The sequence below is a fragment of the Pseudomonas sp. SWRI50 genome, from assembly GCF_014269095.1.
Classification (GTDB): Bacteria; Pseudomonadota; Gammaproteobacteria; order Pseudomonadales; family Pseudomonadaceae; genus Aquipseudomonas; species Aquipseudomonas kermanshahensis.
In genome coordinates, this window is the sequence record NZ_JABWRW010000001.1 from 253873 (window position 1) to 267060 (window position 13188).

Annotated in this window: 15 protein-coding genes; 11 read left to right on the top strand and 4 right to left on the bottom strand. The window is 63.0% G+C overall.

Annotated features, from left to right (window positions below):
• Positions 1–98: 98 nt before the first annotated feature.
• From HU750_RS01195 to purT, 5 genes are all read left to right on the top strand, one after another.
• Positions 99–698, top strand: coding sequence for a CoA pyrophosphatase (locus HU750_RS01195; RefSeq protein WP_027595712.1), 600 nt, complete (start codon positions 99–101; stop codon positions 696–698).
• Between the two features lie 57 nt (positions 699–755).
• Positions 756–1280, top strand: a complete 525-nt coding sequence (locus HU750_RS01200) for a gamma carbonic anhydrase family protein (RefSeq protein WP_085272711.1) — start codon at positions 756–758, stop codon at positions 1278–1280.
• Positions 1270–1473, top strand: a complete 204-nt coding sequence (locus tag HU750_RS01205) for a DUF1289 domain-containing protein (protein WP_186676208.1) — start codon at positions 1270–1272, stop codon at positions 1471–1473. The genes HU750_RS01200 and HU750_RS01205 overlap by 11 nt, the downstream gene beginning before the upstream one ends.
• Positions 1474–1535: 62 nt before the next feature.
• Positions 1536–2003: a 7-cyano-7-deazaguanine/7-aminomethyl-7-deazaguanine transporter gene (locus HU750_RS01210; RefSeq protein ID WP_027595715.1), complete on the top strand. Its 468-nt coding sequence runs from the start codon at positions 1536–1538 to the stop codon at positions 2001–2003.
• A 76-nt stretch (positions 2004–2079) separates the two neighbouring features.
• Complete coding sequence (gene purT / locus HU750_RS01215; protein WP_027595716.1) at positions 2080–3261, top strand: formate-dependent phosphoribosylglycinamide formyltransferase; 1182 nt, start codon at positions 2080–2082, stop codon at positions 3259–3261.
• A 135-nt stretch (positions 3262–3396) separates the two neighbouring features.
• Here the strand turns inward: purT and HU750_RS01220 are convergent, their stop codons facing one another.
• The 3 genes from HU750_RS01220 to HU750_RS01230 form a co-directional block, all read right to left on the bottom strand.
• The gene (locus tag HU750_RS01220) at positions 3397–4698 is read right to left on the bottom strand and encodes an MFS transporter (RefSeq protein WP_099428458.1); all 1302 of its coding nucleotides are present in this window, start codon (positions 4696–4698) and stop codon (positions 3397–3399) included.
• A gap of 276 nt (positions 4699–4974) precedes the next feature.
• Positions 4975–6180 carry a transporter associated domain-containing protein gene (locus HU750_RS01225; protein WP_186675848.1) on the bottom strand — a complete coding sequence of 402 codons (1206 nt, stop codon included), beginning with the start codon at positions 6178–6180 and terminating at the stop codon, positions 4975–4977.
• A gap of 9 nt (positions 6181–6189) precedes the next feature.
• Positions 6190–6999, bottom strand: coding sequence for a cytochrome C assembly family protein (locus HU750_RS01230; RefSeq protein ID WP_027595719.1), 810 nt, complete (start codon positions 6997–6999; stop codon positions 6190–6192).
• A gap of 263 nt (positions 7000–7262) precedes the next feature.
• Here HU750_RS01230 and ffh point away from each other — a divergent pair, with 263 nt between their 5' ends.
• The 6 genes from ffh to HU750_RS01260 all read left to right on the top strand — a co-directional run bounded on the left by ffh (position 7263) and on the right by HU750_RS01260 (position 11345).
• The gene (gene ffh / locus HU750_RS01235) at positions 7263–8639 is read left to right on the top strand and encodes a signal recognition particle protein (RefSeq protein WP_027595720.1); all 1377 of its coding nucleotides are present in this window, start codon (positions 7263–7265) and stop codon (positions 8637–8639) included.
• Between the two features lie 259 nt (positions 8640–8898).
• Positions 8899–9150, top strand: a complete 252-nt coding sequence (gene rpsP / locus HU750_RS01240; protein ID WP_011535318.1) for a 30S ribosomal protein S16 — start codon at positions 8899–8901, stop codon at positions 9148–9150.
• A gap of 5 nt (positions 9151–9155) precedes the next feature.
• Positions 9156–9692, top strand: a complete 537-nt coding sequence (gene rimM / locus HU750_RS01245; RefSeq protein WP_027595721.1) for a ribosome maturation factor RimM — start codon at positions 9156–9158, stop codon at positions 9690–9692.
• 3 nt (positions 9693–9695) lie between these two features.
• Positions 9696–10448 carry a tRNA (guanosine(37)-N1)-methyltransferase TrmD gene (gene trmD, locus HU750_RS01250; RefSeq protein WP_008094486.1) on the top strand — a complete coding sequence of 251 codons (753 nt, stop codon included), beginning with the start codon at positions 9696–9698 and terminating at the stop codon, positions 10446–10448.
• A gap of 42 nt (positions 10449–10490) precedes the next feature.
• Positions 10491–10841: a 50S ribosomal protein L19 gene (rplS, locus tag HU750_RS01255; protein ID WP_027595722.1), complete on the top strand. Its 351-nt coding sequence runs from the start codon at positions 10491–10493 to the stop codon at positions 10839–10841.
• Between the two features lie 96 nt (positions 10842–10937).
• Positions 10938–11345, top strand: coding sequence for an acyl-CoA thioesterase (locus tag HU750_RS01260; RefSeq protein ID WP_027595723.1), 408 nt, complete (start codon positions 10938–10940; stop codon positions 11343–11345).
• A gap of 3 nt (positions 11346–11348) precedes the next feature.
• On the opposite strand, the gene HU750_RS01265 is transcribed toward HU750_RS01260, so the two are convergent.
• On the bottom strand, positions 11349–13175 hold the full coding sequence (locus HU750_RS01265; RefSeq protein ID WP_186675850.1) for a cation:proton antiporter: 1827 nt from the start codon (positions 13173–13175) through the stop codon (positions 11349–11351).
• Positions 13176–13188 lie beyond the last annotated feature (13 nt).

Sequence of the window (13188 nt, forward strand, 5' to 3'; positions counted from 1 at the left end):
CTTGGCGCGCCGACGGGGCCGCCGCAAGCGCACGGGGCTTGGGTGCTTCGCGGCTTTGGTGCATCATGCAAGACAGGCCTTGGATACGAGAGTGCGCAATGCTGGACGAGCTTCTTCGCCGAATGAGCAACCATGAACCTGCATCACTGGAAACTGACCGACGGTTTCCCGAAGCGGCGGTACTCTTGCCCATTACCCGCAGCGAAGCGCCCGAACTGGTTTTGACCCTGCGCGCCAAGGGGCTGTCGACCCATGGTGGCGAAGTCGCCTTCCCCGGTGGCCGCCGCGACCCCGAAGACCCGGACCTGGTGTTTACCGCTCTGCGCGAGGCCGAAGAAGAAATCGGCCTGCCCCCTGGGTTGGTGGAAGTGATCGGTCCGCTGAGCCCGCTGATCTCGCTGCATGGCCTGAAAGTGACGCCATTCGTCGGGCTTATCCCCGATTACGTCGAATACCGCGCCAATGATGCGGAGATCGCGGCAGTATTCACCGTGCCGCTGGAGTTCTTCCGCCAGGACCCGCGGGACCACACCCACCGTATCGATTACCAGGGCCGCAGTTGGTATGTGCCCAGCTACCGTTACGGCGAATACAAGATCTGGGGGTTGTCGGCGATCATGATCGTCGAGCTGGTCAACCTGCTGTATGACGCGGGTATCAGCTTGCATCAACCCCCGGAACGTTACATCGAGATCTGAGCGGGGCCCACCCTGCCGTTTGCCGCAAACCGCCGCCGTTTATCCTGAGGAGCGAGCATGAAATATCGCCTGGGCGACCTGCGGGTCGACAGCCATCCGACCAGTTGGATCGCGCCCAACGCCACCGTGATCGGCAACGTGCGCCTGCAGGCCCGTGCCAGTGTCTGGTTTGGCGCTGTATTGCGGGGTGACAATGAGCTGATCGACATCGGCGAAGACAGCAATGTCCAAGACGGCACGGTGATGCACACCGACATGGGTTCGCCCCTGACCCTGGGCAAGGGGGTGACGGTGGGGCATAACGCCATGCTGCATGGTTGCACGGTTGGCGACTACAGCCTGATCGGCATCAATGCCGTGATCCTCAATGGGGCGCGGATTGGTAAACACTGCATCATCGGCGCCAATGCGCTTATCCCCGAGGGCAAGGAAATTCCCGACGGGTCGCTGGTGATGGGGTCGCCGGGCAAGGTGGTGCGCGAGCTCAGCGAGCAGCAGATGCGCTTGATCGAGGCCGGCGCCGCGCACTATGTGCACAACGCCCAGCGCTATGCCCGTGACTTGGTGGTGGATGATGAGTGAAGCGGTCAAGGCAGAGCGCCCGGTGGCGTCGCCGTGTGTGAGCATCTGCGCGCTGGACGAGCAGGACATCTGCACGGGGTGCCAACGTACGGTGGCCGAGATCGGGCGCTGGGGGCGCATGGATAACACTGAGCGCCGCGCCGTGCTGAAGCTTTGCCATGAGCGGGCAGTGGCTGCCGGGATGATTTTGTAGGCGCGGCTGCCGCTGACCCCAAAATCAAGTAACCTGTGCGGCTTGTCTGACGGTTACTGCTCATGTTCTATCTCATTGCCTATATCAGCAGCGTAGTGCTGATCAACTACGCCTTTTCCAGTGCCCCGCACCTGGACATCATCTGGTCTGCCTGGGGCGGCCTGGTGTTCATCCTGCGCGACATGGTCCAGACCCGTTTCGGGCATGGCGCCTTGGTCGCCATGCTGGTGGCCCTTGTTCTGTCGTATGTCACCTCGGAACCGGCCATCGCGCTGGCCAGCGCCACCGCCTTCTTCATCTCAGAGCTGATCGACTGGCTGGTGTTCAGCATCACCCGTCGGCCGCTGCGCGACCGCCTGTGGCTGAGCTCGGCGCTGAGCATCCCGGTCGATACCTTCATTTTCTTCGGCATGATCGGCGCCCTGACGCCGGCCGTGATCGGCACGGCAATGGCCTCGAAGTTCGCCGGTGTCACTGCCGTGTGGCTGGCCATGGCATTTCGCGCCCGGCGGGCTGCCGCGGTCGGTTGATGGTGTAGAATACGGGTCCTTTTTCAGCGGGCGGCGCTCAGCCTGGCGCAGCCCCGGACGCCTTCGAGGACCTGAAATGACCCGTATCGGAACCCCATTGTCGCCCACCGCGACCCGAGTACTGCTCTGCGGCTGCGGTGAGCTGGGCAAGGAAGTGGTGATCGAGCTGCAGCGCCTGGGCGTCGAAGTGATTGCCGTAGACCGCTACGCCAATGCACCGGCCATGCAGGTGGCGCACCGCAGCCATGTGGTCAACATGCTCGATGGCGTCGCCCTGCGCGCAGTGATCGAAGCCGAGAAGCCGCATTACATCGTCCCCGAAATCGAAGCCATTGCCACCGCGACCCTGGTCGAGCTGGAAAACGAAGGCTTCACCGTGGTGCCCACCGCCCGCGCCACCCAGCTGACCATGAACCGCGAAGGCATCCGTCGCCTGGCCGCCGAAGAGCTGGACCTGCCGACCTCGCCGTACCACTTCGCCGACACCTACGAAGACTATGCCAAGGCCGTGGCCGATGTCGGCTACCCGTGCGTGGTCAAGCCAGTGATGAGCTCGTCGGGCAAAGGCCAGAGCCTGCTGCGCAGCGATGCCGACCTGCAGAAGTCCTGGGACTACGCCCAGGAAGGCGGCCGCGCCGGCAAGGGCCGGGTGATCATCGAAGGCTTCATCGATTTCGATTACGAAATCACCCTGCTGACCGTGCGTCACGTCGGCGGCACCACCTTCCTGGAGCCTGTCGGCCATCGCCAGGAGAAAGGCGATTATCAAGAATCGTGGCAGCCCCAGGCCATGAGCCCGAAAGCCCTGGCAGAATCGCAGCGCGTGGCTCAGGCAGTCACCGATGCCTTGGGCGGCCGTGGCCTGTTCGGCGTGGAGTTGTTCGTCAAAGGCGACCAGGTGTGGTTCAGCGAAGTGTCGCCGCGCCCGCACGACACGGGCCTGGTGACGTTGATCTCCCAGGACCTGTCGCAGTTCGCCCTGCATGCACGCGCCATTCTGGGCCTGCCGATTCCGGTGGTGCGTCAGTTTGGGCCATCGGCGTCGGCGGTGATCTTGCCAGAAGGCCAATCGCAACAGACCAGCTTCGCCAACCTTGGCGCTGCGCTGAGCGAGCCGGACACGGCCATTCGCCTGTTCGGCAAGCCGGAAATCAACGGTACCCGTCGCATGGGCGTATGCCTGGCACGTGATGAGTCGATCGAAGCGGCGCGAGCCAAGGCGACTCGCGCTTCGCAGGCAGTCAAGGTCGAGTTCTGATTCAGCAGGGGCCGCGCCGCGGCCCATTCGCGGGGCAAGCCCGCTCCCACAGGATTATCGTTGGCCTCAGGCATTGCGATATTTCTGTGGGAGCGGGCTTGCCCCGCGAATGGGCTGCAAAGCAGCCCCGATCACTTACAGTTCGGTATGTCGGGTCTCTTTCAGGCACAGCACCGCAATCAAGCTGATCACCGCCGCCACCGACACATACCCGCCCACCCAGCTCAACCCGCCCATGCTCACCAGTTTCTGAGCAAAGAACGGCGCCGCCGAAGCCCCCACGATGCCACCCAGGTTGTACGCGGCCGACGCGCCGGTGTAGCGCACATGGGTAGGGAACAGCTCGGGCAGCAACGCCCCCATCGGCGCAAAGGTCACGCCCATCAGGAACAGCTCGATGGCCAGGAACAGCGCCACGCCGGTGGTCGACCCCGAGGTCAGCAGCGGCTCCATGGTAAAGCCCGATGCCACGGCCAGCAGGCCGCCGACGATCAGCACCGGTTTGCGCCCGTAGCGGTCGCTGAGCCAAGCCGACAGGGGCGTGGCCAGCGCCATGAACACCACCGCGAAGCACAGCAGGCCGAGGAACGTCTCACGGCTGTAGCCCAGGGTACTCACGCCGTAGCTGAGCGAGAACACCGTCGAGATATAGAACAGCGCATAGCACACCACCATCGCCGCAGCGCCCAGTAGGGTCGGTACCCAGTATTTGGAGAACAGGTCGACCACCGGCATCTTCACGCGCTCATGGCGGGCAATGGCCTTGGCAAACACCGGGCTCTCTTCGAGCTTGAGGCGTACATAAAGGCCCACCAGTACCAGTGCGGCGCTGAGCAGGAACGGAATGCGCCAGCCCCATTCACGGAACTGCTCGTCACTCAGCACCAGGGCCAGGGTCAGGAACAGGCCGTTGGCAGCCAGGAAGCCGATCGAAGGCCCCAATTGCGGGAACATGCCGAACCAGGCGCGCTTGCCCGGTGGCGCGTTCTCGGTGGCCAGCAGCGCTGCGCCGCCCCATTCGCCACCCAGGCCCAGGCCTTGGCCGAAGCGCAGCAGGCAAAGAATGATCGGCGCCCAGACGCCAATGCTGTCGTAGCCTGGCAGCACGCCGATGGCGGTGGTGGAAACACCCATCAGCAGCAGCGACGCCACCAGGGTCGATTTACGGCCGATGCGGTCGCCAAAATGGCCGAACAGCGCCGAGCCCAGCGGGCGAGCGAGGAAGGCGATGCCGAAGGTGAGGAAGGCCGCGAGCATCTGCGCGGTGCCCGACCCGGACGGGAAGAACACCGGGCCGATCACTAGCGCGGCGGCCGTGGCGTAAACATAGAAGTCGTAGAACTCGATGGCCGTGCCGATGAAGCTGGCAGTGGCCACCCGTGCGGGGGAGTTGACCGGCGCGGCAGGCGCTTCGGCATAGGTGCTGCTCGTGGTCATTAAGTAGGTCCCTAACAGTCTGGTCGTGCTCCAAGGGCTTGATCCGCCAGGGCGCGTACCTTCGAAGGGCAGGCACGCCTATACGGACGCCGGAGCGTATTGTTCTTTTGCTCGCCCGACTGACGATAGCCCAAGGGGGATAGGGGCGGGAGCGGGCACTGTTCGGGGTGTTGAAGCAGGACCGCGGGGCGTGTCAGTGGAGCGGACTGGCCGTGTGGCGCCGGGTGCGGGTAGCAGGCGGGACGGCGGGGCTGGGTAAGCGTGACCCGAGTATAGCTATCGGGTCACGGTCCACACCAGTACCTTGCTGGCGCAATTGTCCTCTGTTTCGAGGATTTCCAGGCGATATCGGCCGATCTTCAGGCAAACGGCGCTTTCCGGGATGCTTTCCAGTGCTTCGGTGACCAGGCCGTTGAGGGTCTTTGGCCCGCCATCGCAGGGCAGGTGCCAGCCCAAGGTGCGGTTGATCTCGCGCAGCGAGGCGGTGCCTTCGATGACGAAGGTGCCATCGGGCTGGGGGTGTACGTGCGGGTTGTCCAGCCCCTGTTCGTCTTCGAACTCGCCGACGATCTCTTCGAGGATGTCTTCCAAGGTGACGATGCCCAGCACCTCGCCGTATTCGTCCACCACCACACCCAGGCGGCGTTGCTGTTTATGGAAGTTCAGCAACTGCAGCTGCAGGGGCGTGCTTTCGGGTACGAAATAGGGCTCGTAACAGGCGCCGTGGAGCTTCTCCAGGGTCAGCTCCGCCTTGGGCAGCAGGTGGCTGATCAGCTTGGTGTTGAGGATCGCCTCAACCTGGTTGATGTCGTTGTGATAGACCGGCAAGCGGGTGTGACGGCTGACGATCAGCTGCTCGATGATGCGTTCGATCGGGTCGTCCAGGTTGATGCCATCGACTTCGTTGCGCGGCACCAGGATGTCGTTGACGGTGACTTTGTCCAGCGATTGCAAACCGTCGAGCAGGCCATGGCGTGCAGGCTCGTGCTCCTCGTCTTCGTCGAAGTCGTCGTCTTGCTCCGGGTGCAAGGCGACCGCCGTAGGCTGCACACGGAATGGGCGCAGTAGCAGCTTGGCGCAGCCATCGAGCAGGCAGGCCAAGGGTTGCAGAAGCGCCAGGGGCACTTTCAGCAGGCTTGCACCCAGGCTTGTAAACGCCTGCGGGTTACGCCGCGCCAGGCGCCGCGGCAGGAATTCGGCAAACACCAGCAAGGCCAGCGTCGCGCCCAGGCCGGCCAGCCAGAAGCCGTGTTCGCCGCTGTAGCGCTGGCCAATCAGGCACGCCAGGCCCAGCACCAGCAACTTGCCGAGGCTGGCGCACAGCACCAGCGCCTGGGCGGGCAGGGGGGCTTGACCGTCGTCGCCATTGCGCAGCGAACCATTGAGCTGCAGGCGGGCGGCATCCACGGCGCTGAAAAGCGCCGACCAGAGCAGCGCCAGTGCCAGAGTGCCGAGGAGCGGTGCGTACGGCAGGGTGTCCATGGGCGGCCGTCAGATATGCAGGATGAATTCGCGAACCAGCTTGCTGCCGAAATAGGCCAGCATCAGCAGGCAGAAACCGGCCAGCGTCCAGCGGATCGCCTTGTGGCCACGCCAGCCCAGGCGGGTGCGGCCCCACAGCAGCACGCTGAACACCACCCAGGCGACGCAGGCCAGCAAGGTCTTGTGCACCAGGTGCTGGGCGAACAGGTTGTCGAGGAACAGCCAGCCAGAAATCAGCGACAGCGACAGCAGGCACCAGCCGGCCCAGAGAAAGCCGAACAGCAGGCTTTCCATGGTTTGCAGCGGCGGAAAGTTGCGGATCAGGCCTGACGGGTGCTTGTTTTTCAGCTGGTGGTCCTGCAGCAACAGCAGCAACGACTGGAACACCGCGATGGTGAACAGGCCGTAGGCGAGGATCGACAGCAGGATGTGTGCGAGGATGCCGGGCTCTTCGTTGATCAGCGGCACGGTACCAGGGGGCGCGAACTGGGCCAGCAGCGCAGTGACCGCGCCCAGCGGGAACAGCAGCACCAGCAGGTTTTCTACCGGGATGCGCAGGCACGCCAGCAAGGTCAGGGTAATGACCGCAACGGCGATCAGGCTGGCGGCGCTGAAAAAATCCAGGCTCAGGCCCAGCGGGGTGATCAGCTGGAAGAACAGGGCGCCGCCCTGGGCGATGACAGCCAGGGCGCCGAGCAGGCCCAGCAGCCGTTTGTCAGCTTTGCGGCCCTGGGCCAGGTGCGTGCCCTGGTAGAGGGTCGCAGCTATATAAAGGCCGGCGGCGATCAGGTTGGGGATGAGGCTGGGTGAGGAGAACATAAGTCCTGGTTGGCGAGCCTTAAAGAGACGGAGTTTGGCATAGAGAGCTGCAAGCTGGAAGCCGCAAGGTACAAGCAAAGGCGGATCCGCGAGGTGGCTGCATTTTCTTGCCGCCTGGCGCCCGTAGCTTGCCGCTGGGAAGGCAAGGTGTGCGCCGCCGCCGCACTTCGCTATAATCGCCGCCTTGCTGTGCCCCGGGTGTGTGCATTTCCCCCCTGGGCGCCTGACAAACCTCGGCTTTTACTGGGCCTGAAAGGATCACCATGTTCGAAAACCTGACCGACCGCCTGTCACAGACGCTGCGCCATGTCACCGGCAAGGCCAAGCTGACTGAAGACAATATCAAGGACACGCTGCGCGAAGTGCGCATGGCGTTGCTCGAGGCCGACGTTGCCTTGCCGGTGGTCAAGGATTTCGTCAACAGCGTCAAGGAACGTGCGGTCGGTACCGAGGTGTCGCGCAGCCTGACCCCAGGCCAGGCCTTCGTGAAGATCGTCCAGGCCGAGCTCGAAAGCCTGATGGGCGCGGCCAACGAAGACCTCGCGCTGAACGCCGCGCCACCTGCCGTGGTGCTGATGGCTGGCTTGCAGGGTGCAGGTAAGACCACCACCGCCGGCAAGCTCGCGCGCTTCCTCAAGGAGCGCAAGAAGAAGAGCGTGATGGTGGTCTCGGCCGACGTCTACCGCCCGGCCGCGATCAAGCAGCTGGAAACCCTGGCCAACGACATCGGCGTAACCTTCTTCCCGTCCGACATCAGCCAGAAGCCGGTCGCCATCGCTGAAGCGGCGATTCGCGAAGCCAAGCTCAAATTCATCGACGTGGTCATCGTCGACACCGCCGGCCGTCTGCACATCGACGCCGACATGATGGACGAGATCAAGGCGCTGCATGCTGCGGTCAAGCCGGTCGAGACCCTGTTCGTGGTCGACGCCATGACCGGCCAGGACGCCGCCAACACCGCCAAGGCCTTTGGTGAAGCCCTGCCGCTGACCGGCGTGGTGCTGACCAAGGTCGACGGTGATGCCCGTGGCGGTGCCGCGTTGTCGGTACGTGCCATCACCGGCAAGCCGATCAAGTTCATCGGTATGGGTGAGAAGACCGAGGCCCTCGAGCCGTTCCACCCGGACCGCGTCGCCTCGCGCATCCTCGGCATGGGCGACGTGCTCAGCCTGATCGAGCAGGCCGAGCAGACCATCGACAAGGCCAAGGCTGACAAGCTGGCCAAGAAGCTGAAGAAGGGCAAGGGCTTCGACCTCGAAGACTTCCGCGACCAGCTGCAGCAAATGAAGAACATGGGCGGCCTGGGCGGCTTGATGGACAAGCTGCCGAGCATCGGCGGGGTCAACCTGTCGCAGATGGGCAATGCCCAGGGCGCGGCCGAGAAGCAGTTCAAGCAGATGGAGGCGATCATCAACTCCATGACCCCGGCCGAGCGCCGCGATCCTGACCTGCTCAGCGGTTCGCGCAAGCGCCGCATCGCCATCGGCTCCGGCACCCAGGTGCAGGACGTCGGCCGGCTGATCAAGCAGCATAAGCAGATGCAGAAGATGATGAAGAAATTCTCTGCCAAGGGCGGCATGGCCAAGATGATGCGCGGCCTTGGCGGCATGATGCCAGGCGGCGGCATGCCGAAGCTGTAACCCCTATTCCGGGCGCTTGTCTTTTACCGGACGAGCGCTCAGAACCCCCGCCGTGGCGGGGCAATGGCCGCGAAAAGCGTGGCTTAACCGGCGAATCTGGACGGCATGGCGAGGCCTTGCCGAAAAAGTCATTTGCAAATGTCCGTGTATTCCCCGAGAATATGCGGCCTTTTGGGCACGCATGTGCCTATTTGGCTTTCAGATTTGCAGCACCGACTGCAGTACCAACTGCAGCACCGACTATAGGAACGATGTTCACATGGTAACCATTCGTCTGGCCCGTGGCGGCTCGAAAAAGCGCCCTTTCTACCACCTGACCGTGACCAACTCGCGTAACGCCCGTGACGGCCGTTTCGTTGAGCGCGTTGGCTTCTTCAACCCGATCGCATCGGGCGCCGAAGTCAAGCTGTCGGTCAACCAGGAACGCGTCACCTACTGGCTGAGCCAGGGCGCGCAGCCGTCTGAGCGTGTTGCTCAGCTGCTGAAGGAAGCTGCCAAGGCCGCTGCCTAAGATATATGAACGCGACGCCAGAAAAGGCTGACGACCTCATCGTCGTTGGCAAGATTTTTTCGGTTCACGGCGTTCGCGGCGAGGTGAAGGTGTATTCCTTTACCGATCCGATTGAAAACCTGTTGGATTATCCACGCTGGACGCTCAAGCACGAAGGCAAGGTAAAACAGGTAGAGCTGGTCAGCGGTCGTGGCTCCCAAAAGGGCCTGGTCGTGAAACTGAAAGGCCTCGATGATCGCGATGAAGCCCGTCTTCTGAGTGGTTACGAGATCTGCATACCGCGGAGCCTTTTGCCCAACCTGCCCGTCGACGAGTACTACTGGTACCAGTTGCAGGGCTTGAAGGTCATCAACCAGGACGAACATCTGTTCGGCAAGGTCGATCACCTGTTGGAGACCGGTGCGAACGATGTAATGGTGGTCAAGCCGTGCGCAGGCAGCCTGGATGATCGCGAGCGTTTGTTGCCCTATACGGAGCAATGCGTGCTGGCAATCGACCTCGAAGCAGGCGTGATGCGGGTTGAATGGGACGCGGACTTCTAAACGATGGGTAACCTTCGCGTAGACGTCATCACGTTGTTCCCCGAGATGTTCTCGGCCATCACGGAGTACGGCATTACCAGCCGCGCGGTAAAACAGGGGTTGCTTCAGGTAACGTGCTGGAACCCGCGGGACTACACCACAGATCGCCACCATACCGTGGATGATCGGCCGTTTGGCGGTGGTCCGGGCATGGTGATGAAAATCAAGCCTCTGGAAGACGCCCTGGTTAGCGCCAGGCAAGCGACCGGAGCATCGGCAAAGGTGATCTACCTTTCGCCGCAAGGCCGCAAGCTGACTCAGCAAGCGGTCAAAGGCCTGGCCGAACAGGAATCGTTGATCCTGATCGCCGGTCGTTATGAAGGCATCGACGAGCGCTTTATTGAGGCTCATGTCGATGAGGAGTGGTCGATTGGCGACTATGTGCTTTCCGGTGGCGAGCTGCCGGCCATGGTACTGATCGATGCGGTTACGCGGCTGCTGCCCGGAGCTTTAGGGCATGTGGACTCGGCGGAGGAAGACTCTTTCACCGACGGTCTGCTCGATTGCCCGCACTACACCCGACCTGAGGTGTATGCGGATCAGCGTGTTCCCGACGTGTTGCTAAGTGGCAACCATGCACATATCCGGCGTTGGAGGATGAAGCAGTCCCTTGGTAGGACCTTCGAACGACGCGCCGATCTTCTGGAAAGTCGCTCGCTTTCTGGAGAAGAGAAGAAGCTGCTCGAGGAATACCTCCGCGAGCGGGACGATAGTTAAACGTATCGATGGTGGATCACGTATCCATCTTAGGAGCACAGCATGACCAACAAGATCATCCAGCAGCTCGAAGCCGAGCAGATGAGCAAGGAAATCCCAACCTTCGCACCGGGCGACACCATTATCGTCCAGGTTAAAGTGAAGGAAGGTGAGCGTTCCCGTCTGCAGGCGTTCGAAGGCGTCGTTATCGCCAAGCGTAACCGCGGTCTGAACAGCGCCTTCACCGTGCGCAAAATCTCCAGCGGCGTTGGCGTAGAGCGTACCTTCCAGACCTACAGCCCGCAGATCGACAGCCTGGCCGTGAAACGTCGTGGTGACGTGCGTAAAGCCAAGCTGTACTACCTGCGCGACCTGTCCGGCAAAGCCGCTCGCATCAAGGAAAAACTGTCCTGAGTGCAGTTTGACCGGTGGCCCAGGCCGCCTTGCGAGAAAAAAAGCAGCCTTCGGGCTGCTTTTTTGCGTTTTGAACCCCAAGCGATGTGACCCGACATGACAACCCGAGACCAGGAAATCCAGCGCCGCACCGAATTGTCGGTGACCCGCGTGACCAAGGCGGTGTTCCCCAACACCACCAACCACCACAACACCCTGTTCGGCGGCACTGCGCTGGCCTGGATGGATGAAGTGTCGTTCATCGCGGCCACGCGCTTTTGCCGTTTGCCGCTGGTAACGGTGTCGACCGACCGTATCGACTTCAAGCACCCGATCCCGGCGGGCTCGATCGTCGAGCTGGTCGGCACGGTGATCAAAGTGGGCAACACCAGCCTGCAGGTGCAGGTGGATGTGTTCGTCGAGAACATGTACCTGGATGGCCGTGAACGGGCAATCCATGGTGTGTTCAGCTTTGTCGCCATCGACGAAGACAAGCGCCCGGTGCCGGTGCTGCCAGCAGCCTGAGGTTCACCCTGGTGTGGTGGCCGTGCCCGCGACTGGCGCCGGTTCTACCAGCGCCACCAGGGTCCAGCCAGGTTGCGGGGTGAGCGGGTTGTCAGGGCTCGACACATGCACCCAGCCGTGGCTGTCACGGGCGAACAACAGGTGCGCACGCTCGCCATGCAGTGCCTGATAGTTGTCCCAGTCGAAACCCTCGGTCAGGGTGGTGCTGTACAGCTCGGCGCCGTGGTGCAAGCGATTGGCCAGTTGTTGGTAGGTCATCGGGCTTGAGCCGAGCAAATGGCCGCGGTGTTCCTCACTGGCGCGGTGCTTGTCGCTGCGCTGTTTTTCCAGGCCGCTGGCCAGCACGAACAGGCGGCCGTGGCCGAAATCGTGGCGAAAACGTGCGCAGGCCAACGCGTTGATCTCACCTGCAGGGGACAGCCCCAGCAGATGGCCGAGGCCGACCAGGTCCAGGTGTGCATCGGCATGCTGCGAGGCCGGGTTGCCAAAGTAGGTTGGCAGCCCGTCCATGCGCGCGGCGCGGATGTTTTCCCAGCTTGAGTCAGTCAGCAATACCCGGCAGCCCAGTTGCTGCAGGGCTTTGCCGAGGGTGCGCGCGGGCCCGTTGGCGCCGACGATGAGAAAGCCGCTGGGGGCAGGCTCGGCCACCTTGAGCAGGCGCGCCAAGGGCCTGGCCGTGGCGCTTTGCAGCACTACGGTGCCGATGATCACGGCAAAGGTCAGCGGCACCAGCAGCAGTGCATCCTCATGGCCGGCTTCGTGCAGGCGGATGGCGAAGATCGCCGAGACTGCCGCGGCCACGATACCGCGCGGTGCGATCCAGGCCAGCAAGGCCCGTTCGCGCCAGTTCAGCCCCGAGCCGAGGGTGGACAAAAAGACGTTCAGCGGCCGCGCCAGCAGTTGGATCACCAGCAACAGCGCCAGCACCGCCGGGCCCAGGCCGATCAGGGCATGCAGGTCGAGGCGTGCGGCCAGCAGGATGAACAAGCCCGAGATCAGCAGTACGCTGAGGTTTTCCTTGAAGTGCAGGATCTGCCGCACATCCACCCCGCGCATGTTGGCCAGCCACATGCCCATCACCGTCACGGCCAGCAGCCCGGATTCGTGAACGATCTGGTTGGCAGCAATGAAAATGCCCAGCACTGCCGCCAGTGCAGCCAGGTTGTGCAGGTACTCTGGCAGCCACTGCTCACGCATGACCTGCCCCAGTAACCAGCCGCCGGCCGCGCCCAGTGCGCTGCCACAGAAGATCACCCCGGCAAAGGTGGCCAGGCTCTGGCTCAGGCCATTGCCATCGGCACTGGCGATGATGAAGCTGTACACCACCACGGCGAGCAGGGCGCCAATCGGGTCGATGACGATGCCTTCCCAGCGCAGGATGTTGGCGATCGCCGCCTTCGGCCGCACCACGCGCAGCATGGGCACGATCACCGTCGGCCCGGTGACCAGGGTCAAGGTGCCGAACAGGATCGCCAGCGGCCAGTCGAACCCCAGCAGCCAGTGAGTCGCCAGAGCGATCACCAGCCAGGTCGAGAGGGCGCCGATTGTGACCAGGCGGTGGACCACGCTGCCGATGTCGCGCCACTGCGACAAGTGCAACGTCAGGCTGCCCTCGAACAGGATCAGTGCCACGGCCAGCGACACCAAGGGCATCAGCAGTGGGCCGAACAGCGCCTGGGGGTCGAGCCAGCCGAACAGCGGGCCGGCGGTGATGCCGGCCAGCAGCAGGAAGAGGATTGCCGGCAATTTCAGGCGCCACGCCAGCCACTGGCAGGCCAGGGCGGCGCCGCCGATGCCCGCGACGCTGAGCAGGATCTGCTGTTCGTTCATGCGGGCTCCCTAT